The sequence below is a fragment of the Microcoleus sp. CAWBG58 genome (genome assembly GCF_020883045.1).
Classification (GTDB): Bacteria; Cyanobacteriota; Cyanobacteriia; order Cyanobacteriales; family Microcoleaceae; genus Microcoleus.
The window spans coordinates 1-24,337 of sequence record NZ_JAHRFA010000071.1 but is presented as its reverse complement, the minus strand read 5'-3'; the positions used below and the strand labels follow the sequence as shown (position 1 = coordinate 24,337).

The window sequence follows — 24,337 nt, the reverse complement described above, 5'->3', positions numbered from 1 at the left end:
GGATATGACAATCATGGAAAGCCGAGAAAACCGAGTTTTGTACGTTCGCCTCCCTTGCAATCCGATATTCCCGATCGGAGTTGTGTACCTTTCGGATCACGTGCACAAGCTGTTTCCCGATGTCCAACAGCGGATTTTCGACTTAGGCGCGGTGCCCCCGCTGGATTACGCTAAAGGTTTGGATGCGATCGTAGACGAGTTTAAGCCAACCCTGTTAGTTTTCTCTTGGCGGGACATTCAAATTTACGCGCCCGTCGGCGGTAGAGGCGGAAATCCGCTGCAAAATGCCTTCGAGTTTTACTACGCCAAAAATCCCCTAACCAAATTCCGGGGAGCTCTGGGAGGATTGCGTTTAGCCACGTCATACTACACCGAACTCTGGCGCAATCTGGGACTGATTAAGCGCGGATTGAAGCGGGCCCGGAAATACTGCCCCCAAGCCCGTGCAGTCGTCGGTGGCGGTGCTGTGAGCGTGTTTTACGAGCAGTTGGGCCGCAGTTTGCCACAGGGGACTGTGGTTTCGGTGGGCGAAGGCGAGGCTTTGCTGGAGAAGTTGATTAAGGGCGAAGATTTGGCACAGGAAAGGTGTTATGTAGTAGGAGAAACGGTAGCGCGCGATCGACTAATTCACGAAAAGCCAGCTAACATCGAGAAAACTGCCTGCAACTATAACTACATCGAGAGCATTTGGCCGGAATTTTCCTATTATCTACAGGATATGGACTTCTACCTCGGAGTCCAAACCAAGCGCGGCTGTCCTCACAATTGTTGTTACTGCATCTATACGGTGATTGAAGGGAAACAAGTGCGGATCAATCCGGCGGATGAGGTGGTGGCGGAGATGCGTCAATTGTACGATCGAGGTATCCGCAATTTCTGGTTTACCGACGCGCAATTTATCCCGGCGCGCAAATTCATCGATGATGCGATCGAATTATTGCAAAAAATCATCGCCTCCGGCATGACAGACATCCATTGGGCTGCTTACATCCGCGCCGACAATCTCACACCCGAATTGTGCGATTTGATGGTAAAAACGGGAATGAATTACTTTGAAATCGGCATTACCAGCGGTTCCCAAGAATTAGTTCGCAAAATGCGGATGGGCTACAACTTGCGAGTAGTTTTGGAAAATTGCCGCGATTTAAAAGCAGCCGGTTACAACGATGTGGTTTCGGTAAATTACTCGTTCAACGTCATCGACGAAACCTTTGAAACCATCCGGCAAACAATTGCCTATCACCGAGAATTAGAGCGAATCTTCGGAGTCGATAAAGTAGAACCGGCGATTTTCTTCATCGGGTTGCAGCCGCACACAATTTTAGAAGAATACGCCTTCAAACAGGATATTCTCAAACCCGATTACGATCCAATGAGTTTGATGCCTTGGAATGCCCGCAAATTGCTGTGGAATCCCGAACCTTTGGGTTCATTTTTCGGAGAAATTTGTTTAGAAGCTTGGCAGCGAAATTCCAATGATTTCGGCCGCGAAGTGATGGCAATTCTGGAAGAAAAACTCGGCTGTGCCGATTTGGAAGAAGCTTTAACTGCACCAGTTGAAGTGAAGGATAAACAGTTGGCGAAAGTTAGTTGATTCCAAGTTCGTAGTGAGGACTTCAGTCCTTCCAGGTTCGTAGTGAGGACTTCAGTCCTTCCAGGTTCGTAGTGAGGACTTCAGTCCTTCCAAATTTAAGATAAGCCGGACTAAAGTCCTTACTACAAACCTAATTTTTTTACATTTATCAACAGTGGGAAAACAAAATCATAAATAGGGGCTAAATATCATGACATTTATGGATCCCAGGACAGATTTTGCCTTTAAAAAAATCTTTGCTTCCGAATCAAGCAAGCCGATTCTCATCAGTTTTTTAAATGCCCTGATTTATCAAGGAAATCCCACCATTGAAAATTTGCAAATTCTGGATCCTTATCAATCCGGAGAAGTTCTGGGATTGAAAGACTCGTATTTAGATGTCAAAGCAACCCTAGATAACGGGACGATCGTCATTATCGAAATGCAAGTTTTGAATGTTAAAGCCTTTGAAAAACGGATTGCCTACAATGCAGCAAAAGCTTACGGAAATCAACTCACGCGGGGCAAGGGCTACTTCAGTTTAGACCCAGTAATTGCCATCACAATTACGGATTTCATTTTGTTTGAAAACACCAATAAAATCATTTCGCGTTTTTCTTTCAGAGAAGAAGAGGAACATTTTGATTATATCTGTCCGACAATGACCCTAATTTTTGTGGAATTACCAAAATTTAATAAATCTGTTGATGAGTTAGAATCTCTAGCTGACAAGTGGATTTATTTTATCAGAGAAGCACCAAATTTGGAAATGGTTCCAGAATCGCTGGAAACAACTGCACCGATTCAGCAAGCTTTTGGTATTGCTAATACTGTGAACCTCAGCCGCAAAGAATTAGATCAATTGGAAGCACAGGTGTTTTATATGCAAGATCAGCAAAGGTCGAGAGAAGAAATGTTGGAAACAGGATTAGAAATGGGTTTACAGCAGGGTTTGCAGCGTCAAATTAATAGTGCGATTCGTTTGTTGGAACGAAAGCTGGGAACTTTGGATGAGTCAATTAAATCTAGAATTGCACAGTTATCTAGCGATCGAATCGATAGTTTGACAGAAGCTGTGCTTGATTTTAATAGCGCGGACGATTTGGTGAGTTGGTTGCAGGAAATGGGCGATCGATAGTAAAAAATCAGAGTGCACCTTGCGTATCTTGTCTACAGGATTTTCAATTTCATAAAGAGCGATCGCACATTATGCCTTACAGTCAATTCACAATTACTAAAGCTAAAAAAGACTTTCAATTAACTATCGTGGAGGAAACTCGGTTTTTTCCTGAGGTAGAATCAATTAATCCCAGTCCGAGATTGACTAGCGAATTAGAAGATTTGCCTTGGACGATCGCAGTTGGTTCAGAAAAAGCGAGATCGGAAGCCCTTGTCTACCCAGTTTTGCAAGAAGTCCGGCGCTTGATGAACCGCCAAATCAGTTTATTTTCGGGACGGGAATTCAATGTTGACCCCAGTTGCGATCTCACCGGATACGTCGATTTTTTAATTAGCAAATCGCCCGAACAGCTTACCGTAGAAGCGCCCGCGATCGTAGTTGTGGAAGCAAAAAAAGCCGATTTGAACGAAGGGATCGGTCAATGTATTGCTGAAATGGTAGCAGCGCAGCGCTTTAACGAAGCAGCAGAACACCCGATGGCAACTATCTACGGTTGTATCAGCAGCGGCACTCAATGGCGTTTTCTGAAGCTTTCAGGAACGACTGTGGCGATCGACCTTACCGATTATCCCCTGCTTCCCGTGGAAACTATCTTAGGATTTTTGGTGTGGATGGTTCAACAGACTTAGGTAGATTTCACTTATGCACTAAAAAATAGGATTTCGCACGAAACCCAAAGTTTTTAGAACTTGCTTGAAAACCTCGCTGTCAACTAAGAGGGCGGGCACGGGGACACCGCCCCTACCTGTCAACTGTCAACTATCAACTGTCAACTGTTTGTTCAAATATCTTTCAATTAGGACGATCGCCACTATATCATCTACAGGCCGCGGCGGAGTCCGCATTCCCTGGGGAATCAAGCGAGAAAGTCCCGTCGCAGGGTACATTTCCCAGTAACGATCCTTCGCTTCTAGACTGCTGAATCTCTCGTCAATCTGCACAATTTTTATAAAGGGCGACAAACTCTGACTGAGTTTTTGTTTCCAACTTTTAGAAGTCGTTTGGTCTCCCATGACTAATAACTCAATGGGAAACTGTTTGCACAGTGATTGAATGGTAGATATTGCTTCGTCGGACAGCACTACTTGATGGTAGCAGACGTTCTTATCTCTACCCATCACGGCGATGCCGCACTTGTCTTTCCCCGGATCGAAACCTAAAATCATATTTATGAGTCCTGTGTTAATAAGTTTGTAGTTGCGATCGAGCGCCGGCCAACTCAATCGCCAACCTATATCTAATCTGATACTTGCATTCTTGACTGTCTCAAAATCTTGGCGGGCGATCGCACTTATTTTGCTTGACTTTTTTGCAGGATTGACATACTATATCATCATAGGAATCCGTGCGGCCATATAAAGCCTAAAATCAGAAACCAGGTTTTTGCCACAATCTTTGCTTCCCCGTTTTAATTTATCGAAAAAACCCAGTTTCTTTGACCCCCGCGCACAAATCAGAAACCTGGTTTTTGCCACAATATTTGCTTCCCAGTTTTGATTTATCGAAAAAACCCGGTTTCTTTCACCCCGCGCAAAAACTCGGTTGCTCTCGCCCTTGTGCGGGCGGTGCGTCGCTGTGAGATTGTCGATGTGATTTGCAAATTGTAGATGGCGACGCACCCTACTATCTAAAGAGTAGAGAAGAGTCCTCACAGGGAAGACAGGGAGGAAGGGACAGCCAAAGCTACCGCAACACGAAAACCCCTGTTTTTGATCCAGTAGACAGCAGAGTCGTACTTGCGGTAGGCAGCACGGCAAGAGACTGCACCGTACTTCCACGAACCTCCACGCAGCACCCGGTCATTATCTTCTCCAGTTTCCCAAGAACTTCCGTCAGTCGGCGCACCGTCATAGTTATCGCGCCACTTATCGCTGCACCATTCCCAAACCTGACCGTGCATATCATAAAGTCCAAAGGCATTGGGAGGAAAACTCCCCACATCAATTGTTTGTTCGCGATAAGGTCCCCTCGGTGCACCAGCAAAGGAATAACGCCCGTCATAATTAACTAAATTCGTGGTAATTGTCTCGCCAAAATAGAAAGGTGTTGTAGTTCCGGCGCGACAAGCATATTCCCATTCTGCTTCGGAAAGTAAGCGATAAATCTTGCCTGTTTTTTCATAAAGTTTCCAGCATAATTCTACAGCCTTATTCCAGCTTACTTGTTCTACAGGACGTTTTTCACCTTTAAAGTACGATGGATTATTTCCCATCACTGCTTCGTACTGTGCTTGGGTGATGGGGTATTTTCCTGCATAAAAAGTTGGTACAGTTACTTGATGCTGCGGACGTTCGTGATGCCGGCTACCTGATTCTGTTGCTGGCGAACCCATCATAAATGTGCCACCAGGAATGTAAACCATTTCTAGTACAACTCCATTACCTAAGTCTTCAGGGAAGTAATGAGCAAAAGACTTTATGCGACTGTTTTCTTTTCCTTCAGCATCGACTGTGATGACATCAAATTCAAAATAGTTACGTAAATGTTGCTTTATCTTCTCCTCATTTCTACCTTTCAGCAGTGAATAGGCAGCAAATTTCACCTGCATTGATTCATCGTGCAATGCTTGAATTATCACATCTAAACCAGCTTCTCCATGTTTGAGCGCTTCGGAGAGGGCGGCGATTCTCACTTCGACAATGGGTGAGGCTAAGCGGCTTTTAACACCGGGAATGCCTCCGAGTACCGCAGCATTGACAGGAATTGAATTTTGACCGCCACGGACGGCATCGTATTCTCTGGGTTCATTTTGATTATTTGACATTACACCGCACGCTCCTGCATTTTAATTGAGAAAACTTTTGTTCTTTGATGTCAATATCTCAGGGATCGATTCTTGGTTTCTCTCTTTGTTCTGTTAGCGGTGCGGTGCGTCGCTGTGAGATTGTTGGTGGTGCTTCCAGATTTTTGGTGGCGACGCACCCTACTAATTGGGTATGGTATGTCGCTGTGAGATTATCGATATTGCTTGCAGATTTTTTGCGGCGATGCACCCTACGATTGCTATATATATGGTCGCACGGATTCCCATTATTTAATGATATGTCAAGGGCGCGAAAAAGTCAAGCAAAATTGTGGTTCGATCGCCCAAAATTTTTAATAAAATTCGATCGATCGCACTTCTTATCTAAGTTTCAAATCTCCCCTAGCTGGCTCTGGTTGTCCGGTGCGGAAAACCACGACTCCGTTTGACAGAGCAACTAAATCTATTTTAAGCGGGCCGGCGATGTAAGTGACATCAGCGGCGATCGCCCGAACTTCCAGCGGTTTGTCGTATTGTTGCAGTCGATCGACAAAACCGCCCAAAGTTTCAATCCGATTGTCCGCAACTTGGACTCTACCGCCGACAACACCAATTAACCGAGCGCGAAATTGACAAGCTTCGATCAATTGCTGCAACTGTTGTCGCACCTGTTCGTCGGGCAAAGCTACGGGATCGACAGCAACCCCTGCAATCACATCTCCAGCGCGGAACACCACTCGATTGATTTCGGCTTCTGCAAATACCTTAATTAGCTTTTCTTGTCGCAGGTAATTAGCGCCGGCGACAATCCGCACTACGTAATCTTGACCGTCTTTGATCTGACTGATTAATTGATCGATTTCCGCTTTAGTAATTTGAATAACTTGCTCTCTTACCTTAGTATTTTCCGGCTGCATCAGTCCGACGGTGGTTTTATTTGCTTCTTGCAAGAGTCGATCGATCGCGCGACTCTCCGTACCCGGTTCTTGTATGCGAACGACGCCAGCAGCTAAAATTTGACCGCGCCTGATTGCAACTGTTCCCTCGCGGATGGCTTGAAAGTCCCTTTCCAAAACTTGCATTTGCTGCTGCAATAAAGTTTGTTGCTGTTCGAGTTGAGCTTGTTGCTGTCCGAGGGCTTCCAAGAGTGCTTCCCTCTCGGCAATTACTTTGTCCCTCTCGACAATTATGCGATCGCGCTGGGCGAGATTTTCCGCACGCTGGGCAATTTCCTTGTCCCGCTCAGCAATTAGCTTGTTGCGATCGACAATTGCCGCATTTCGTTTCGTAATTTCTGCCTCTCGCTCAGCAATTGCTTCGTTTCGCTGGGCAATTTCCTTGTCCCGCTGAGCAATTTGAGTTTTTACCTGCTCTCGCTGCTCGATTAACTGTTGGCGTTCCGCTTGCAGTTGGGCGATTTCCGAGCTCAAAGTCGTTTTTTGACCTGAAACTGTTTTCAATTGGTTCTCGGTGCGATCGAGCTGAGCTCTGGTAGTCGATCGCGCCGTTTCCACCAATTTCAATTGTTCTTCTGTCTGAGATTTAGCCGCTTCCACAGTAGCAAGCTGTTCTTCCGTTTGCGATTTAGCCGCTTCTACCTGACTTAACTGTTGTTCAGTTTTAGATTTGGCTGCTTCCACGGTGTTAAGTTGAGCACGCAGCAAATTTAATTTTGTTTGCGTCTTGGCTTGCTCGGCATTAGCTGCTTGCAGCGATTGATTAATTTGCTCTAAATTGGCTTTAGCTTGCGCTTGAGCGGCTCTAGCTTGAGCTAATTCAGTTTCAATTCGATTTTTCTCTTGAGTGGCTTGTTTGATTTCTCTGCGGGCATTGTTGAGTCTTTTTTGAATCTCGTCTATGCTAAAAACTCCGGTTCGCAGCGGCTTGCTAGTAGCAAATAAAATGCCCAGAGTAATAGCTGACAGGATGCTGCCGGCCATCACTGTCACTACTACGGCGGTATCGCGGGGGCGCAGTTTGAACAAACTCAATCTAGCCTTGCCGACTTTCGTCCCAAGGCGATCGCTAACAGTAGCGATCACGCCGCCCAACACTAACATTACAAATACTAAGATGTATCCAGCAGTCATTCCGATTTCTTATTTTAGATTGTGGATTTTGGATTGAATCTAGAATCCAAAATCCAAAATCGTATAATTTCTCGGCATCAAGTGAATTGCTGGCTTAAGGCCACCGGATTGTGAACTGTGATCTTTTTCTTATGAATCGAGATCATTGTTTCTTGTCTGAGATCCCCCAGCAAGCGAGTCACAGTTACCCGCGTCGAGCCGATCGCCTCGGCGATCGCCTGATGGGACAGCTTCAAATCAATCGTAATCCCATCCGTACTCGGCACACCAAAATCCCGGCACAGAATCAACAAAAAGCTGACGAGTCTCGATCCCATATCTCGGTGTGCGAGCGTTTCGATCATCATCTCGGTTTGCAAAATCCGAGATGACAGTCCCCGAAGCATCACCATCGACAATTCCGGGTCTTCCTTGAGCGCTTTCTCCACTTGTTCGATCGGCAGCGAGATCAATTCCACCGGTGTAAAGGCTACCGCGTGGTAAAACCTATCCGATCGGTGTCCCGTAATCAGAGATAGCACCCCAAATACGCTGTTTTCGCGCAGGAGGGCGACTGTAATTTCTTCCCCTGCTTCGTACACCCTGGAGAGCTTCACAGCACCTCTAATGAGAACGTAGACGCGCTCAGCCGGGTCTCCAGGGAAAAAAATTGTCTTGCCCCGTTCAAAGTTTTCGACAATGGGCGGAAAAGCCCCGCCGCTGATTTGGCGGAACACGGCTGCTAGCGGTCTATCATGTGTCACGACGAGATCCTTTGTACTAATCAATAGTTTTTAACTTGTCGATTAACCTTATTGAGTAAATATACTGCCCAACCTCCAATCTCTAGGGATTCTGTTACTGTCATCTAATGTTAAGGTAAGCACACGCTGTATGATTAAATCTAGCCCTTCTCTTAACTTTTTCAATTCCGCCCCCATCTAGCTCCACAGCAAAATTAATATCAATTGTGTCTCAATTGTGTCTCAATTGTGTCTGAATCAGTTAAATCTGAATCAGTTGTGTCTAAACTGGCGGGGTTGTCGCATACAGCCAACGAGAACGGTGCAAGTTGCTTCTAGAAAAAATACAGATGATAGATTTGACCGGAAAAAATGCTCTTGTTACGGGCATTGCCAACAATCGCTCGATCGCCTGGGGCATCGCCCAGCAGCTCCACAAAGCTGGGGCTAATCTCGGCATAACTTATTTGAAGGACGAAAAAGGCAAGCACGAGCGCAAAGTCGCTGAGCTCGTGGAACCGCTCAATCCCAGTCTGTATCTGCCCTGCAATGTCCAAGACGAAAGCGAAATCGAGTCTACTTTTAAAACCATCGCCGACAAATGGGGCAAGTTAGATATCCTAGTTCACTGTCTGGCTTTTGCCGGTAAGGACGAACTTTCCGGAGATTTTAGCAACACCTCCCGTCAAGGCTTCTCCAATGCTTTGGATATTAGCGCTTACTCCCTGGTACGGCTTTGTGCCGCTGCTAAACCGCTGATGGCCGAAGGCGGCAGTATTATCACGCTAACTTATTTGGGCGGTGTGCGGGTAGTTCCTAATTATAATGTCATGGGAATTGCTAAGGCTGCTTTGGAAATGAATGTTCGGTATCTGGCGGCGGAACTCGGCCCGTTAAATATTCGGGTAAATGCCATTTCTTCAGGCCCGATTCGGACTCTGGCTTCGTCAGCAGTTGGCGGCATTCTGGACATGATCCACCACGTTGAGGAAGTGGCCCCGCTGCGGCGGACGGTAACTCAGCAGGAAGTGGGAAATGCTGCGGCTTTTCTGTGCAGCAATCTCTCTAGCGGGATTACGGGTCAAGTTTTGTATGTCGATGCCGGTTACGAAATCATGGGAATGTAGACAGTTGACAGTTGACAGTTGACAGTTGACAGTTATTCGTTGGTAGGGCGGTGTCCCCGTGCGGGTACTCTTATTTGTCAGTTGACAGTTGTCATTTGGTAGGGGCGGTGCCCCCGTGCCCGCCCTCTATTAGTTAAGCGAAGTTTTTAAACAACAGCAACATTTGCCAACAGACAACAGCAATAACAGTTGACTCTTCGCTACAAAAGTGTTAATCCCAAATTACTAATTAATTCTAATGAATGACCAATTGCGAATTATGGAAATAATCGATCGCCCTCCTGTACCTCCTCCAAGTTCCAGCAATACAGTCGCCAGGGCCGCCTTGGTAAAGCGCACAACACTGGAAACGGATGTCACTGTCAGCCTCAATCTCGACGGTTCGGGAACTTGCAAAGCTTCCACAGGAATTCCGTTTTTAGACCATATGTTGCAGCAGATTGCTTCTCACGGATTGATTGATTTGGACGTGCAGGCGATCGGCGATTTGGCGATCGATGACCACCACACGAACGAAGATGTGGGAATTACCTTAGGTCAAACTCTAGCAAAAGCTGTCGGAGATCGATCGGGCATTTCTCGCTTCGGACACTTCATCGCCCCGCTGGATGAAGCATTAATTGAAGTAGTGCTAGATTTTTCGGGACGGCCTCATTTAAGTTACAACTTAGAAATTCCGACTCAGCGGATCGGGACTTACGACACCGAGTTAGTGAGAGAGTTTTTTGCTGCGGTGGTGAACCACTCTCAAATGACACTGCACGTCAGACAGTTGCAGGGGGGGAATTCCCATCACATTGTCGAAGCCGCGTTTAAGTCATTTGCGCGGGCTCTGCGGATGGCGGTGGCGATCGATCCTCGGCGCGCCAGTCGGATTCCGAGCTCTAAAGGAGTTTTGTAGTTTAGGGGTTTGCAGTAGCGCGATCGGGCTGCTGCAAACCTGTAAATCAAAATATATCTGCGATGTAGTTAAAAACGCCCTGACTTCCCTCGCCGTACTTGTCGCTAAATTCATCGATCAGTCGATCGCTACACCTTTCTATAGCATCAGCAATAGAACTTTGTGCTAAAACTTGACTGGCCGACTGACGCAAAACTTCAAACAGATTTACAGTGAAATCAGTATCTTCACTGACAAAATCCCACAGTTCTCGACCAATTAAAGTAATCATTTCCGAATTGGGCAAAATTTGCTTCAGCAAACCAAGCGTGACAGTCTTATTAGTTCTCTTGCCGTAAGCTATACCAATATAAGCGCGATCGCCCTCCTGAATTTTTTCCTCAATTTTCGCAGCCCAATATACTATCTGGTCTTTATCCATATCATTCGGGCCGCTTTTGACCTGTATCCAACAGCGATCGCCATCACTGGTAGTTTTAATGGCATCCCATCCTGACTCTTCCGGTGGACTTTCTGCACTTTCCGAGCAAGATATTAAGAGTTTTTGAATAAAAAATCCCATTGAAGTGACAATAGACCTAGTAGCAGTCATATAAACATTGAGCCTGACAACTTCTTCGGGAGTGTCGAGATTTAACGCCCTGATTAAAAATGGGTTGAGATGAATTTTTCCTAAAGTCAGATTTTCAACCATAGCTAGCTGTCGCCCAGTAAAATCCCGACAAATACTGCCTAAAAAATTTTCAGCGATAGTAAGTTGCAGGGAAAGTTTGCCTGAAGATATAAATGCTAAAATGCGTTCTATCTCATCGGGAGTAAATCTGAGCGCTATTTTGCCAGATATACTCCTGATGCCGTTTATAAGTGTTTCTGCTTCTAAGTTAAAAAATTCTTCTAACTCCGCAAAGTGGCCGGCGAAAGAGCGAGACTTTCTAGCAGGGAGTCCTACTTCTTTTTCTAAAACAAATGCTAATAATTCATGAAGTTGCTGTAACACTTTTATTTATCCTAAACTATTTAAAATATTAGTGAACTGAAAAGAGAAAGCTGAATAAACTCATACTTTACTAAAATCCAAACGCCAGAGCATCAAGCATATGCTTACCCTTCTCCCGCCCGACTTCTTGATATATATCCAAAAGTTCTTCGTAAGCAGTCTCTCCTCCTATAATATTCCAAAACTCATGTCCCATAATTACAGCTTGTTCAAAAGGCGTATACTTCCTTGCCACTGACCATTTATAATCTGAACGATTTGGCCCGTAAGGATTGTAAGCCATAGCATAATAGGATTGAGCATCGGGGCGAGACTGCCCGCACAGTAAATGATATCTCAGCAGCCGTTGAATTACCTCCAAACATTGTCCTTTGTTGGGTTTTGACCCTTTGATTTCAAAGAAAAATTTCCTCCCGTCATGGGATAGCACGTACAAATCTGCTTTGACCGATCGCCTAACTAAATGGTTAGTTTTTTGAGCCTCAAGAACAGCTTGGATCATTTTCTCAAAATCAGGTTTAGTTGCACTCTTGTCTGCTGACTGCTCAAATAGCGCTATCTGGCGCTCAATTTCATTGACAGCCTCTATGCTAACTTCGCCCGAAATTTCATAGCTTCTGCTTGCTTCTTGGTGATGTTCCAAAGCAATGAGTTTTGCACATTCTTCATAGGTTGTACCCAAGCTGCTGCTGAAACCTCTTTCAAACTCGTTAATCCGCAGCAATTCTGAGGGCATAATAGCAGCTTGAAACGGTTTCAATTGACCTTTAGAAGATTTGCATGATAAATATGCTGCTGGAATATCAAGTTTTGGGATTAGCCGTCCTCTGTATTCATTGACAAGATTTTCGATGAAAACCTCTAAGTATGCTTTGATTATGACGCGGGTAGTTGAGCTAATAGCTGACATTATTTTATTGCAAATATTCTGTATTCCAGCTTACCATTCATAACCGTGTTCTTTTCCCCATTGTATCCATGCTTGAGCCATTTGTGACCTTCGACCGCGCTGTTCTGGTTGTACCGGATTATTACCAGTAATTGCCCTCAACGCCCAAAACCAATGATCGGGTTTTTGTTCGAGATCCCGAAAAATTAACGGTACAACAGGCTGTCCCATGCCAATAATTCTTTGATAAGCTGGGTGCATTGACTTTTGTGCAACTAATGACAGCATCCCTGTCTGGGCGCGCCATTCTTCTGCAAGGCTATTAAACTCCGCTTCGAGTTCTACCTGACTTTTGATCGGGTATTTATAGGTTGTGATGCGATCGGGTAGTTTCATGTTCAGCCGCGGCTAATTCATAAATCTATATTACCTTACCTTCCTAAAGTATTGGGCCCATTAGCTAAAGCGCAAACAATTCGATTTTAGTAAGGTGCTGGAATAGGTTTGTAGTAAGGACTTTAGTCCTTAGTGATGAATTGGTAAAGAAAGGACTGAAGTCCTTACTACAAACTCTATCTATCCAAACTTTGTCAAAAATTGGAAAGCCTGGAGCACGTGACTCGCACAAACGTAGGGCGAAGTATTATAAAAAGCTGGCCAAGCCGCTGCTTTATCTTCGTCGTATTTATCGGCTCTTTCTGGGTGTTTTCCCTGCCAATTCAAGCGCACGGCGTGACCGACTAACACATCTAAAACGATGTATTCTTCTACTTTCAATTCTGGATTGCGCTGGGCGATCGCAGATAATTCCATCAGCGCTTCAATATTCACTTGCCGGTATTCCGGCGCCACAATCTTGTTCAGCAAATGCTCGATTTGCAGCGCGAAATTCTTTTCACCAGGGGTCATTTCTGATAAGATAAGTTCGCTATCTAATCGATTGCGGCGCTCTAATTTATCGCCAATAATCAAGCCTTTACAGTGCCGCAGCAGTCCCCAAACACTCGGATAAAAATCCTTCGGTACGCGATTGACTGCGCCTTCCATTTGCCGCTTGCGACGCCATCCTCCCGCAGGCATTTGTGGTTCTTCCGCAACTGCCGCGACTACCCATTCAATATCTTTTTCCGGCTGTTTGACGCGCAGAGATTCTTGTTCTTTGAGGATTTGATTCATTTCCTCGTATTCTGTCAACACTTGGCGCAGGCGATTTTTGATTTCAAAGGGACTTAGCTGCATTAAATGTTCGTAAGCTTCATTTTGCGTAACTCCCAATTCGCGGGCTAATTCGCTGGTTAACAACAAAATAAAGTAGCTAACTCTCAGTGTCAGCAGACCTTTAAATAACTGCGGTTCGGCTTTAATTAGGACGCTGAGATAGATAATAACTTCTTGGGTGAGAACTCGATCGCGAATGTCTTCTCCGCAGAATTGGCGGATTTTGTCCATCACTTCCATGTAAGAACCAGGCCGCGAAATCACCGAATCTTCGCTGTAGGCTTTCCCCACAGCAATTTGTTTTTGTCGCACCAAAATGTCTGTTACCGCATCCGACAAGCTGATATCAACCTTGTCCAGCAATCCAGCAGCATGGCGGATGACTGCCCATGGGATTTTTGATTGCGAACTTTCTCCCGCTTTTGTATAAACTTCGTTGAGCAAATCCACAACTTTTACTGTTGCTTCAGCACCCCCAAATCCTGTATCAAAATTTAGTCCTTTTAGTCGAATTAATGTGTGCAGCAGCTCTATTTGTTCGTACAAGTTTTCTGAACCGCGCAGGCTGGCGAGCAACAATTTAGTATTAGTTTCGCACTCTAGTTTGAATTCTTGGGTGTGACCCAAAGGCCAAGTTTTTTCTGGATTGTAACCTAGATAGTTGCGGGTTTCGATTGCACCTGTTACCGGAGATTCCGTGAATTCAAAATCGTGCATGAAATCAATTCTCTCGGTGCTAGCCGTCAGCATTAATTGGTTGAGATTTCCGAGTTTGACTGGCGTATTTTCTGAGTGTCCGTTGCGGAGTTCTTTCATCAATTCCAGCAGGGCTTCCCGGCCGGTTTCCAGCATCGCATGAGTTAACATCAGGGTTACTGTGGGGCGTCCCAACTGATACCAGTGGCGGTGAATGTGAGCGATTTCACTTTGGATTTTAGATACTAGAAAATGGTAGTCTAGAGTTAGGTAAAATTCTTCTCTGTCCAAAAATGAGGGGAGAAATACGATCGCCTCTCCGCGAATTTTGAACGCCCGGGAAGTCGTCAAACTCCGCAAACGGCGCACGGGGCGACCGGTTAAGCCTAGGGGATCGTTGCGTCCAATCTCCGCGTAAATAGCCGATAGTTCCTTCGTCTGGCGGACTTGAATTGGTGCTACTTGCTTGGGCGTTTGGGCTGCAATGCCGTTAGCTGCTAATTCTGCTTGCAAATCTTCGTCTTCAGCTAACAGGGCAATTTGGACTAAAGGTTCTCTTTGCTGGCCGACTGACAGATGCCTTCCTAGCGGGTCAATATCGCCCACTGCAATTAATTTCTCGTTCAGCAATTGACCGAGAAAATACAAACTTTGCGCCCAAACTAGGGGAACATTTTCGTTGGGCAAGCGCTTCTGACTGCGGGGATTTAATTTTTCGGCTTCTATATTTACGCTAGGGACGTAGTACAATTCTGGTAGGAGCGGTAAACCAGCGCGATCGACTGCCAGAGATGCCAGACGCTGCTGGTACTCTTCGACTTGGGCTTGATTTCCCTCAAATATACCGTCCAAGAGCAGATAAGTGAAAAATAGCGGCCACTCGCATTCTATATTCTCGAACTGCTTTAATTCTGTCGGTTCGTAGTGCAGGCGATCGGCATCTTCTAAAACTGTTTGGTGTCCGTCCCGCAGAAACCGCTTGCAGCCGTAATTTCCCTGCAATTTGTCAATAATTTTATTGCGAGTCCGTGCTACTAATTCTTTGTCTTCCACAGCAAAAGCAGGAAAACTAATCACGCTCAATAAAGCAGCATCTACTTCTTTTGAACTAGATTCGCGAGGCAAAAGCGATTCCAAAGTGATGCGGCTTCTAGCAATTTCATCCGGCAAAACGTGAATTACTGATGCTTGACAACCGTTAACTCCGAACAAATCCAATCCATTTATTGCTTCCAGCGCTGCTTTTGCCATGCCAACAGAACTGGCATTTAATTCGGCATTACCGCGATTAATTTTATGACCTCTTTCCCAAATCCCGTAATCGGGCGTGCGGTAAGCTCTACCGATGTAGTAAACTAAATTTTGGACAAAATTGACTTCATCGATTGTAAAAACTATATGCAATCCCGAAGCCGTCATTTGAGCAAGAATCAACAAAAATATAGATGTAGCATCTAACTGCAAATGTCCCCACTCGTCATCGCCCACAACAATATTTCCGGTTTGAGTATTGTATTTAGCGTGCAGGGCATCTAGGGGCAATTGAGTATTTTTAAAACGTTCGACTTTGCTTGCTTGCTGCATCATGGCAAACATTAAGCCGCGCATTAGTTTGACTGTGCTGTGTTCGAGTTCAAATGTTCTACCGCGATCGCCATCAATTTTGCGGTAAGCTAAACCCAAACCCCAAACTGCCAAAATGCTGTACACGTTGTCGCGCACCCAGGCATCGGTGTAGTCGCCGTGGGCGTTAACGGCGGTACTCGCCGGCAGCAAACCGGTTATTGGGTTCTGGCGTTTGAGGATGACGGTTTTGATTTGCTGGTAGTAATAATCTAACCGGATTTGCCGCTGGGTTGTTGCGATCGCCATTTCGTTTTCCTTAGTTTTCCTGATGCGAGCCGACTTGCGGTGAATAGACTTTTAAATATATCAGAGTTTCTATCATTTCTCAAGTTCTGCAAACATCACAAGGTATTTGCCATGTCTAGCCGCAACAACAATAACAACAGCGTTCCTTTGGTAAAAATTGTCTACTCTACAGTGAAAATTAATGGTAAAATTGAACTCGTGCCGATGGAATGGTACGCTGACGGCTCTGTAAAGAAAATTGAACGCTAAGGGGCGATTCACGAAGAGGGATAGCTTCGCACGCGCGTAATTTAGACCACAACTCTAACTCAGTGACGCATTGCGTCTCGTACAAAACCCGGTTTATCGGCCACGGAATGATGACTTAACAGACTTTTGGTGGCAAAAATCGGGTTTTGGACGTTCAAGACTTGTGTAGGAGCGATCGCCAAACTAAGCTAATTTAAACAACTAGGTATGTAGGAATCTCAAAGTAAAGAAATATGGATCGATCGCGCTCGCAATTTTCAGTACTGGGACTACCAGTTCACATCTTAGACGATTATGCAGGTTGGCTGATAGAGCGCCTGCATCAAGGGTTAGGCACTCACGTCGTGACGCTGAATGCTGAAATGGCAATGCAAGCCGAGCAAAACCCGGCTTTAGCCAATGTAATTCGCTCTGCCGAGCTCGTGATACCCGACGGTTCTGGAGTAGTGCTGTATTTGCGAATGCGGGGCAAATCAGCCCAGCGGTTTCCGGGGATTGAACTAGCAGAATCGCTGCTGCAACAGGCCGGAAAATTGCCGAATTCCGAACCGATATTTTTCTTTGGAGGTGCGCCCGGAGTCACGGCGAAGGCGGCGGAAAGTTGGCAGCAAAAAGTTAATCGATTGTCGATTTCTGCTCAACACGGCTATCTTTCTGCTGGTGAAGAAACAGAATTATGTGAAAGCCTCAAACAAATGCAGCCAAAAATTATTTTTGTCGGCTTGGGAGTGCCGCGCCAAGAGTTTTGGATTGCCGAACACCGCCACCTTTGCCCGCAGTCAATTTGGGTGGGAGTTGGCGGCAGTTTTGATATTTGGGCGGGAACAAAAGACCGCGCCCCGGCGTGGTTTTGCGACAATCATTTAGAATGGTTGTACCGGCTTTATCAAGAACCTTGGCGCTGGCGCCGGATGTTGGCTTTGCCACAATTTGCATTGAAAGCTTTAGGCGATTTGCGAGCTTAAAAGTTCCCAATTGCATCGGGTTTACGGGTGTTATCGCTGATATTTGCGATCGCCCGCGAACCCGTCTCTACAATCTTAAATGTCAACTGTCAACTGTCAACTGTCAACTGTCAACTGTCAACTGTAGCTCGATCGATCTGCCACAGCCAGATTGTACCTAATTGAGAATGAGGAACATCGGATACAAACCGCATCCCCACCTTCTGCAATACCCGATTGGAAGCATTAGTTTCACCCAAAGTATGAGCATTGACTGCTCGCACTTGTTCGCGATCGAAAGCATAGTCAATTAGCCCCTGTACTGCCTCAGTTGCCAATCCGCGATTCCAATATTCGGCAGCTATTTCATACCCAATTTCTACAATGCCCGACTCATTTGGTTGACCTTTGAAACCTCCATTGCCCACAAGCACTCCCTGTTGCGGGTGAATAAAAAAATATCCATTCCAACCATTAGGAAGCGGTAAGGATTCATCCTCAGGGAGGGAAAATGCGTGAGGGAACTGCGGCCAGTTACTAGGTACTGTGACTTGCAAAAGTTTTGCCAGCTCGCTTTTACTGCTCAAAAAAGCCTTGATGTGAATCCGTTCGACGGGGAGTAGTTGAAGATTAGTCGTCTCAATCATGGTTCTGCCTTCTCAATCAATTGCGGTATATTTCATTGAACGATGGTAAAAATGTGCAATAAAAATATTGTGTGGTTTCAAATCGTTGTGACTTGAGACTAAATCGCGATCGTTATTCGGATAAATTATCTGGATTTCTGAGCAATAGTTTAAAATTTCTGCTGTTGCAGTTTCTGGCAATACTTTTAAAGCCTTAAACTCCCAAATAAAATCGTCTATTCTATGTCTTTTTTATTTGGTGTATCTTACTTGGACTAACTGAGTAGGATACTTCTCTACTTCTATTAACTTTAATTTCATTTCCATGGGAGATGGCAAGAATAAGGGAATTCCTTCGCCTAACACGATCGGTGCGATGGACAAAATGTATTCATCAATTAGTTGATATTGGAGGAATGAGGCGACTAATTCTGCGCCTCCAACTAGCCAAATTCGTTTGAGTCCTTGCAACTCCATTTCGTGCAGAAATCGATCGGGAGTTGCGGAGGTAAATAACACATCATCGCGATCGGGCGATCGGCTTTGGTGGGTAAAAACGTAGGATGGCTTGCCGGAATGCGGCCACTCGCCAAAGCCCAACACCTGTTCGTAGGTTTTGCGCCCCATAGCCAATCCATCGATCGCCTGATAAAATTCACCATACCCGTGGTCAGTTTCGTGCGTCTCAAAAGCTGTAAGCCAATCAATACTACCGTCTTTGCGGGCAATATAACCGTCCAGACTGGTTGCGATATAAAGTACGATCTCTGTCATGTTAAAATCCTGAATGCGTGTTAAATGTTGTTGGTTAATTTCATCAGTTTAATGCGGATTTCCCAACATTTGCTCGATCGCCCCTGGTTCAATAAATTGTGAGCGTCGATCGAAATATGCAGAATACAGATGAGTGTCCGAACTAAACTATTACAACTTGGCTTTGTCGATCGCAATTTCAGAGTGCCAATCTGCCCGTTTCAGGCGATAAACAAAACAGTCATCGTCACCAAACTGTCGCGGTTCCACAAATTGAAAGCCAAGACGTTCGTAGAAGCGGTGGGCGCGGGTATTATTAGCAAGCGGATCGATGAGTACAGCCGTCACAGCAGAGTCGGCGAAACATCGAGTCAGTGCAAGCTGCATCATTTGTGTGCCGTAGCCTTTGCCCAAATCTGTCTCTTCTCCAATCCAGATATCGATCGCCCGTAGATTCGGTTCGCAATCGCCCCAGTAGTGACTATCCTCAAGTGCTGGATCGATAATCTGGATAAATCCGATCGCACGGCCATCAATTTCAGCAATTAATTGCTCCCTCCAGTCAGGAGTGCGATCGAGTTCTATTTCCCAACCCCAATCATCGTTAGGATCTGCATTAATCACATGAGGTTGCTCATCCCAATATTGTAGCATAGGCAAATCAGCGGAGGTCGCCGGGCGGAGGTTCAACATCATTTCATCTACCTTTATTTTTGGCATATTTTTAGCACTGACCCAATAATATATTAACAGATCCAAATCGGCGGAGGTGGCAGGGTGTACGTCAATCGTCGCTGCTTGCGTTGATTTTGAAAGTTCGTTTTCAACTGCTTCGGTTGAGGTTAAATGAGGTTAAATAGGGATGTGACAAATAGCTTCGATGTTATGTCCATCTGGAGTTCAAATAAAAGCGGTTGCTGTGGCTATGGAGGAATTGGTGCGAGGATTGCGATCGATGACTGGGGAATCGATAAAAAATGTAACAGTTAATGGTAAAATTATCCTGGCCGCAATTGCCTGAACTGCCAGTCAATTTTATTTTTAATCGAATGATACTCTCGAGACTACAAGGGTTATTTTACAACTAAATCAACAGTCCATAGAATAGAAATAGTGACAATATTTTTGTCATACATAAAATCGCTTTCAGCTATAGGAGTAGGTTGCCGATTCACGCTACCAACTAATAATCAGCGGCAATCCAGGTCGGAAATCTAGCAGTTTTCCCTGCACTTCTCCATCAAAACCAAGTTCCACAAAATACTCGGTTCCGACTCGTAACTTGACCTGATTTGTATCAATTACTGCTTGCAGTTCTGGTGAGGGATTATTCGCAGCAGGACTGACTAATTCTACACGACTAATTTCGCGGAAGCCAACAGCGTGATTCAGGGGCTGTAATTTCTCAGCAGAGGATGAATCTGGACGTTTTCCCCAGGGAATTTGGAACAGCATCGGTTCAGTTAAATTATCACTATTTGTGCCTACCGCGATGTTGATTGTTTCAGGTAAATAGGGCGGATGATATGCCCAACTAGAAAAGGCTACAGTGTCCTCAGAACCTGTAGCCCAACGCAAACAGATGCCAAAAGGACAGACGCCATTGTTCCGATTTGTCGATCGCTCCCAAAGACGAGTCCGATAAATTGGCTCAGATTGTGCTTCTTCTGGATCGCGCACCCACAACAGTTCTAACATCGCGTTATGGAAAAAGAAACAGCGATTGGTGGTACCTTGTCCAACGTGGATGCGAGACGAACCCTCGACTAAACCGAACGATGATAGGCGATCGGCGATCGGGGCACCAATATCAGTTAAAATGAAGATATGGTCGAATTCAAATGCCATAAAAGTTATGTGTTAAATCGGATTAAACTACTTTACTTGTAGAGTGTGTCGCTATGAATAATATCAAATCCGGTAGCATCGGAATTATTCATCTCTCTCTTCTTTCTCTGCGCCCTCTGCGTTCTCTGCGGTTAAATCATTCCGATATAATCCCTAACAAAGATCGAAAATCTCATAGCGACGCACCTGAATTATTTCAAACTTGCTGAATTTGCGACCGACTGTTCTGATACAGAAGATTCGATCGCTTCTTAAAAAGCATCTGCGTTTATTTGTGTCTGTCAGCCTTACATCTGCGGTCGGTCAAAACTTCATACAATAAGTTTGATTATTCTAATAATATCGAATATCCACTTCAACGCCATATTATAGCAATTCTAAATTATTTATACCCAAAATGCTATCAATAAGTCGCACAATATCTGATGTTAACTGGTGAGTGCGATCGACTATTCGACCAATTCTCGATCGCATTTCCAGTCTTTTTTGCCGGGAAACCATCAAATCTTGCCCAATCTCAAATCTAAAATCTACAATCTACAACAGAGGAACCATCCGCCCGCATCCAACACTCTCAGCATCCAGTTACCGCCAATTCTGCTAGAGTCAGGTGAGAGACATTCAGTGCATCTTCCAGAGACAAGAGTTCCCAGTCTTTGCCCCAAAAGCAGTAAAATCCCATCAGCTTGTGACCTGCAACCCGATCGGCAGTAAGTTAAACATTAAGGTAATTTGAAATCATCCCCTAAAGTTCCCCTAAGTCTTGACATCCGACCTACACTCTGTAAATTAGACACTCTAACTGCGCCGCCATCCATATATAAAAAGATGCCATGTCAACTTTAGTTATCGTCGAATCTCCCACCAAAGCCCGTACCATTCGCAACTTCTTGCCCTCTACGTACCGGGTAGAGGCATCTATGGGCCACGTGCGCGACCTCCCATCCTCCGCCGAAGAAATACCAGAAGCCGTCAAAGGTGAAAAATGGGCACAACTCGGCGTCAACGTGGAGGCAGACTTTGAACCCCTCTATGTTGTCCCCAAAGATAAAAAGAAAATTGTTAAAGAACTCAAAGACGCGCTAAAAGAAGCTACAGAACTGATTCTAGCCACTGACGAAGACCGGGAAGGCGAAAGCATTTCTTGGCATTTGCTGCAAATCCTCAAACCCAAAGTTCCTATCAAGCGGATGGTGTTTCACGAAATCACCCGCGAAGCTATCCGCGACGCTTTAACTCACTGTCGCGATATCGACAATCGAGTGGTACAGGCCCAGGAAACTCGCCGAATTCTCGATCGACTCGTCGGATACACCCTCTCTCCGCTACTGTGGAAGAAAATCGCCTGGGGTTTGTCCGCAGGGCGAGTCCAGTCAGTCGCAGTAAGGCTATTGGTACGCCGGGAACGGGAACGCCGCGCTTTCCGCCAAGGTAGCTACTGGGATTTAAAAGCAACTTTGACCCCCCCTACCCCCCTTGGTAAGGGGGGACAGGGGGGTGCGTTTGACGCGAAACTCGTGACAGTCGGGAATGTAAAAGTTGCCAACGGTAGCGATTTCGATGAAAATACCGGACAAATTACCGCAGGCCGCCGCGTACTGTTGCTAAACGAAGAACAGGCGCGGGCTTTACTCTCGCGCATTCAAAATAAGCCTTGGACTGTCGGGAATATCGAAGAACGGCCAGTCACTCGCAAACCTTCACCGCCGTTTACGACCTCGACTTTACAGCAGGAAGCTAACCGCAAGCTGAGGCTGGGTGCGCGGGAAACCATGCGAATCGCCCAAAGTTTGTACGAACGCGGTTTTATCACCTATATGCGGACGGATTCGGTGCATTTGTCCGAACAGGCAATTACCGCCGCCCGCAGTTGCGTGCAAGAACTGTACGGTAGCGAATACCTCAGCCCCCAACCGCGCAAATACACGACCAAAAGTAAAGGCGCCCAGGAAGCCCACGAAGCTATCCGTCCGGCCGGCAGCACTTTTCGGACTCCGCAGCAAACCGGGCTAGATGGCGTTGACTTCCGCCTCTACGATTTGATTTGGAAGCGGACTGTCGCTTCTCAAATGGCCGATGCGCGCCAAACTCACGTCACGGTACTGACTCAGGTAGAAGATGCCGGTTTCCGTTCCAGCGGCAAACGCATCGATTTTGCAGGCTTTTTGCGCGCCTACGTGGAAGGTTCCGACGACCCGAATGCGGCGCTGGAAGACCAAGAGGTGATTTTGCCGGCGCTGAAGGTGGGGGATAAGCCTAATTGCAAGGATTTAGAAGCAATTGGGCACGAAACTCAGCCTCCCGCCCGCTATACCGAAGCTTCTCTGGTGAAGATGTTGGAAAGTGAAGGTGTGGGCCGTCCGAGTACCTATGCGAGTATTATCGGTACAATTGTCGATCGAGGTTATGCGAAATTAATAGCTAACGCGCTAATTCCCACCTTCACCGCTTTTGCTGTCACGACTTTATTAGAAACACATTTCCCGGATTTAGTAGACACGGGTTTTACTTCCCGCATGGAACAAACCCTGGATGAAATTGCCACCGGCGAGGCGAAATGGTTGCCGTATTTGCAAAAGTTTTATACAGGGGAAACGGGACTCGCAACCCAAGTTAAAGAACAGGAAAGTCAGATTGACGCGAAAGTTGCCCGAACTGTGATATTGGAGAATATCACAGCCAAAGTTTGCATCGGTAAATACGGCGCTTACCTCGAATCTGAAAACGAAGAAGGCCAGGTGAAAGCATCGATTCCCCAGGATTTGACTCCGGCAGATTTAGACCCGGAAAAAGTCGATTTTCTGTTAAAGCAAAAAACTGAAGGCCCGGAAAAATTGGGTTTGCACCCGGACACTGGGGAACCGATTTATGTGCTGATTGGCAATTACGGCCCCTACGTTCAGTTGGGGGATGTTTCGGAAACGAACAAGAAACCGAAGCGTTCTTCTTTACCGAAGGGGACGGATAAGGATAGCGTGACGGTTGATATGGCGGTGAGTTTGTTGACTCTACCTCGGTTGTTGGGGACTCACCCGGATACGGGGGCTAAGGTGCAGGCTAATTTGGGGATGTACGGCCCTTATGTGGTGCACGACCAGGGTAAGGTTGGTAAGGATTATCGATCGATCAAGCCGCCTGATGATGTTTTGACTATAACGCTCGATCGGGCTTTAGAAATGTTAGCGCAACCGAAAGCCGTTCGCGGCAGCAAATCAACGACACCATTAAAGGAATTGGGCGCGCATCCAGAATCAGGAGAAATGATCAATGTTTACGACGGCCGTTACGGCCCTTACGTCAAACACGGCGATATCAATGCGTCTTTGGCCAAGGATGAATCTGTGGAGAATTTCACCTTACAAAAAGCCCTGGATTTGTTAGCAGCAAAAGAAGCAGCAGGCGGCGGAAAATCTAGCAAGTCGAAGAAGTCAACTACTACGAAGAAGACTACGGCGGCGAAGTCGGAAACTGCTGCGAAGAAAACAACTACTGCGAAGAAAACGACTGCGGCGAAGTCGGAAACGGCGGCGAAGAAAACAACTACTGCAAAGAAGGCGGCGACTGCTACGGCGAGTAAGAAGAAAACAGAGTGAAATTAGTAAGGAGACGTTGAAATTAGTAAGAACACAGCAGTGTTCATTGGTGTCAACTTAAGGTCAAACCTAGTCAGAGACTCTTGTTTGACTATTAAGTCTAGATCCCCCCTAGCCCCCCTTCTTAAGGGGGGGACAGGAGTCTTTTCAAAGTCCCCCTTCTTAAGGGGGATTTAGGGGGATCTAGACTTACTGTAGTTTAGACTAACCAAAGATGAGAACGGTGGCAAAAGAAGAACTAGAGCCACCGCGCTGGGAGAGAATGAGGGTGAAAAAGAAAACCTATCCACTCCTTAAATGAACAGTGAACGATTAA

Annotated in this window: 23 protein-coding genes; 10 read left to right on the top strand and 13 right to left on the bottom strand. The window is 45.8% G+C overall.

The window, feature by feature from the left end; genetic code table 11:
* Positions 1-13 precede the first annotated feature (13 nt).
* From QZ918_RS25300 to QZ918_RS25290, 3 genes are all read left to right on the top strand, one after another.
* Positions 14-1,594: a photosystem II high light acclimation radical SAM protein gene (locus QZ918_RS25300; RefSeq protein ID WP_293339802.1), complete on the top strand. Its 1,581-nt coding sequence runs from the start codon at positions 14-16 to the stop codon at positions 1,592-1,594.
* Between the two features lie 199 nt (positions 1,595-1,793).
* Positions 1,794-2,711, top strand: a complete 918-nt coding sequence (locus tag QZ918_RS25295) for an Rpn family recombination-promoting nuclease/putative transposase (RefSeq protein WP_367275442.1) — start codon at positions 1,794-1,796, stop codon at positions 2,709-2,711.
* A 71-nt stretch (positions 2,712-2,782) separates the two neighbouring features.
* On the top strand, positions 2,783-3,382 hold the full coding sequence (locus QZ918_RS25290; protein ID WP_293339796.1) for a hypothetical protein: 600 nt from the start codon (positions 2,783-2,785) through the stop codon (positions 3,380-3,382).
* 126 nt (positions 3,383-3,508) lie between these two features.
* Here the strand turns inward: QZ918_RS25290 and ruvX are convergent, their stop codons facing one another.
* The 4 genes from ruvX to ntcA form a co-directional block, all read right to left on the bottom strand.
* The gene (gene ruvX / locus QZ918_RS25285) at positions 3,509-3,919 is read right to left on the bottom strand and encodes a Holliday junction resolvase RuvX (RefSeq protein ID WP_293339793.1); all 411 of its coding nucleotides are present in this window, start codon (positions 3,917-3,919) and stop codon (positions 3,509-3,511) included.
* Positions 3,920-4,401: 482 nt separating this feature from the next.
* On the bottom strand, positions 4,402-5,517 hold the full coding sequence (locus tag QZ918_RS25280; RefSeq protein WP_293339790.1) for a formylglycine-generating enzyme family protein: 1,116 nt from the start codon (positions 5,515-5,517) through the stop codon (positions 4,402-4,404).
* Between the two features lie 359 nt (positions 5,518-5,876).
* Positions 5,877-7,586: a DUF3084 family protein gene (locus tag QZ918_RS25275; protein WP_293339787.1), complete on the bottom strand. Its 1,710-nt coding sequence runs from the start codon at positions 7,584-7,586 to the stop codon at positions 5,877-5,879.
* Positions 7,587-7,663: 77 nt separating this feature from the next.
* A complete protein-coding gene (gene ntcA / locus QZ918_RS25270; protein WP_293339784.1) occupies positions 7,664-8,329 on the bottom strand; it encodes a global nitrogen regulator NtcA in 666 nt (221 codons plus the stop codon).
* Between the two features lie 329 nt (positions 8,330-8,658).
* Between ntcA and fabI the strand changes: the two genes are divergently transcribed.
* Together fabI and hisB are read left to right on the top strand one after the other, a co-directional pair.
* Positions 8,659-9,435: an enoyl-ACP reductase FabI gene (gene fabI / locus QZ918_RS25265; RefSeq protein ID WP_293339781.1), complete on the top strand. Its 777-nt coding sequence runs from the start codon at positions 8,659-8,661 to the stop codon at positions 9,433-9,435.
* Between the two features lie 259 nt (positions 9,436-9,694).
* Positions 9,695-10,336: an imidazoleglycerol-phosphate dehydratase HisB gene (gene hisB / locus QZ918_RS25260; protein ID WP_293339840.1), complete on the top strand. Its 642-nt coding sequence runs from the start codon at positions 9,695-9,697 to the stop codon at positions 10,334-10,336.
* 46 nt (positions 10,337-10,382) lie between these two features.
* Here hisB and QZ918_RS25255 read toward each other — a convergent pair whose 3' ends face one another.
* From QZ918_RS25255 to QZ918_RS25240, 4 genes are all read right to left on the bottom strand, one after another.
* A complete protein-coding gene (locus tag QZ918_RS25255) occupies positions 10,383-11,333 on the bottom strand; it encodes a PmeII family type II restriction endonuclease (RefSeq protein WP_293339778.1) in 951 nt (316 codons plus the stop codon).
* Positions 11,334-11,403: 70 nt separating this feature from the next.
* The gene (locus QZ918_RS25250) at positions 11,404-12,243 is read right to left on the bottom strand and encodes a TdeIII family type II restriction endonuclease (protein WP_293339775.1); all 840 of its coding nucleotides are present in this window, start codon (positions 12,241-12,243) and stop codon (positions 11,404-11,406) included.
* Positions 12,244-12,273: 30 nt separating this feature from the next.
* Positions 12,274-12,618: a hypothetical protein gene (locus QZ918_RS25245; RefSeq protein ID WP_293339772.1), complete on the bottom strand. Its 345-nt coding sequence runs from the start codon at positions 12,616-12,618 to the stop codon at positions 12,274-12,276.
* Between the two features lie 180 nt (positions 12,619-12,798).
* A complete protein-coding gene (locus QZ918_RS25240; RefSeq protein ID WP_293339769.1) occupies positions 12,799-16,008 on the bottom strand; it encodes a glycoside hydrolase family 15 protein in 3,210 nt (1,069 codons plus the stop codon).
* 111 nt (positions 16,009-16,119) lie between these two features.
* Here QZ918_RS25240 and QZ918_RS25235 point away from each other — a divergent pair, with 111 nt between their 5' ends.
* The 3 genes from QZ918_RS25235 (at position 16,120) to QZ918_RS25225 (ending at position 17,387) form a co-directional block, all read left to right on the top strand.
* Entirely contained in the window at positions 16,120-16,257 is a 138-nt protein-coding gene (locus QZ918_RS25235; RefSeq protein ID WP_293245697.1) for a hypothetical protein, read from the top strand.
* A gap of 233 nt (positions 16,258-16,490) precedes the next feature.
* Positions 16,491-17,222: a WecB/TagA/CpsF family glycosyltransferase gene (locus tag QZ918_RS25230; protein WP_293339767.1), complete on the top strand. Its 732-nt coding sequence runs from the start codon at positions 16,491-16,493 to the stop codon at positions 17,220-17,222.
* A 27-nt stretch (positions 17,223-17,249) separates the two neighbouring features.
* A complete protein-coding gene (locus QZ918_RS25225) occupies positions 17,250-17,387 on the top strand; it encodes a hypothetical protein (RefSeq protein WP_293339764.1) in 138 nt (45 codons plus the stop codon).
* On the opposite strand, the gene QZ918_RS25220 is transcribed toward QZ918_RS25225, so the two are convergent.
* The 3 genes from QZ918_RS25220 to QZ918_RS25210 all read right to left on the bottom strand — a co-directional run bounded on the left by QZ918_RS25220 (position 17,333) and on the right by QZ918_RS25210 (position 19,300).
* Positions 17,333-17,848, bottom strand: a complete 516-nt coding sequence (locus tag QZ918_RS25220) for a GNAT family N-acetyltransferase (protein ID WP_293339761.1) — start codon at positions 17,846-17,848, stop codon at positions 17,333-17,335. The two genes, QZ918_RS25225 and QZ918_RS25220, sit on opposite strands and share 55 nt — an antisense overlap.
* Before the next feature lie 231 nt (positions 17,849-18,079).
* Entirely contained in the window at positions 18,080-18,601 is a 522-nt protein-coding gene (locus tag QZ918_RS25215; RefSeq protein WP_293339758.1) for a dihydrofolate reductase family protein, read from the bottom strand.
* A gap of 150 nt (positions 18,602-18,751) precedes the next feature.
* On the bottom strand, positions 18,752-19,300 hold the full coding sequence (locus QZ918_RS25210) for a GNAT family N-acetyltransferase (RefSeq protein ID WP_293339756.1): 549 nt from the start codon (positions 19,298-19,300) through the stop codon (positions 18,752-18,754).
* Between the two features lie 160 nt (positions 19,301-19,460).
* Between QZ918_RS25210 and QZ918_RS25205 the strand changes: the two genes are divergently transcribed.
* Positions 19,461-19,601 (top strand): hypothetical protein, encoded by a 141-nt coding sequence (locus tag QZ918_RS25205; RefSeq protein ID WP_293339753.1) that lies wholly within the window; start codon positions 19,461-19,463, stop codon positions 19,599-19,601.
* A 155-nt stretch (positions 19,602-19,756) separates the two neighbouring features.
* Here the strand turns inward: QZ918_RS25205 and QZ918_RS25200 are convergent, their stop codons facing one another.
* Both QZ918_RS25200 and QZ918_RS25195 read right to left on the bottom strand, forming a co-directional pair.
* Complete coding sequence (locus QZ918_RS25200) at positions 19,757-20,428, bottom strand: VOC family protein (protein WP_293339750.1); 672 nt, start codon at positions 20,426-20,428, stop codon at positions 19,757-19,759.
* Positions 20,429-20,794: 366 nt separating this feature from the next.
* Complete coding sequence (locus QZ918_RS25195) at positions 20,795-20,929, bottom strand: hypothetical protein (protein ID WP_293339747.1); 135 nt, start codon at positions 20,927-20,929, stop codon at positions 20,795-20,797.
* A 332-nt stretch (positions 20,930-21,261) separates the two neighbouring features.
* Between QZ918_RS25195 and topA the strand changes: the two genes are divergently transcribed.
* Positions 21,262-24,021 carry a type I DNA topoisomerase gene (gene topA, locus QZ918_RS25190; RefSeq protein WP_293339744.1) on the top strand — a complete coding sequence of 920 codons (2,760 nt, stop codon included), beginning with the start codon at positions 21,262-21,264 and terminating at the stop codon, positions 24,019-24,021.
* The last annotated feature ends 316 nt before the right edge of the window (positions 24,022-24,337 follow it).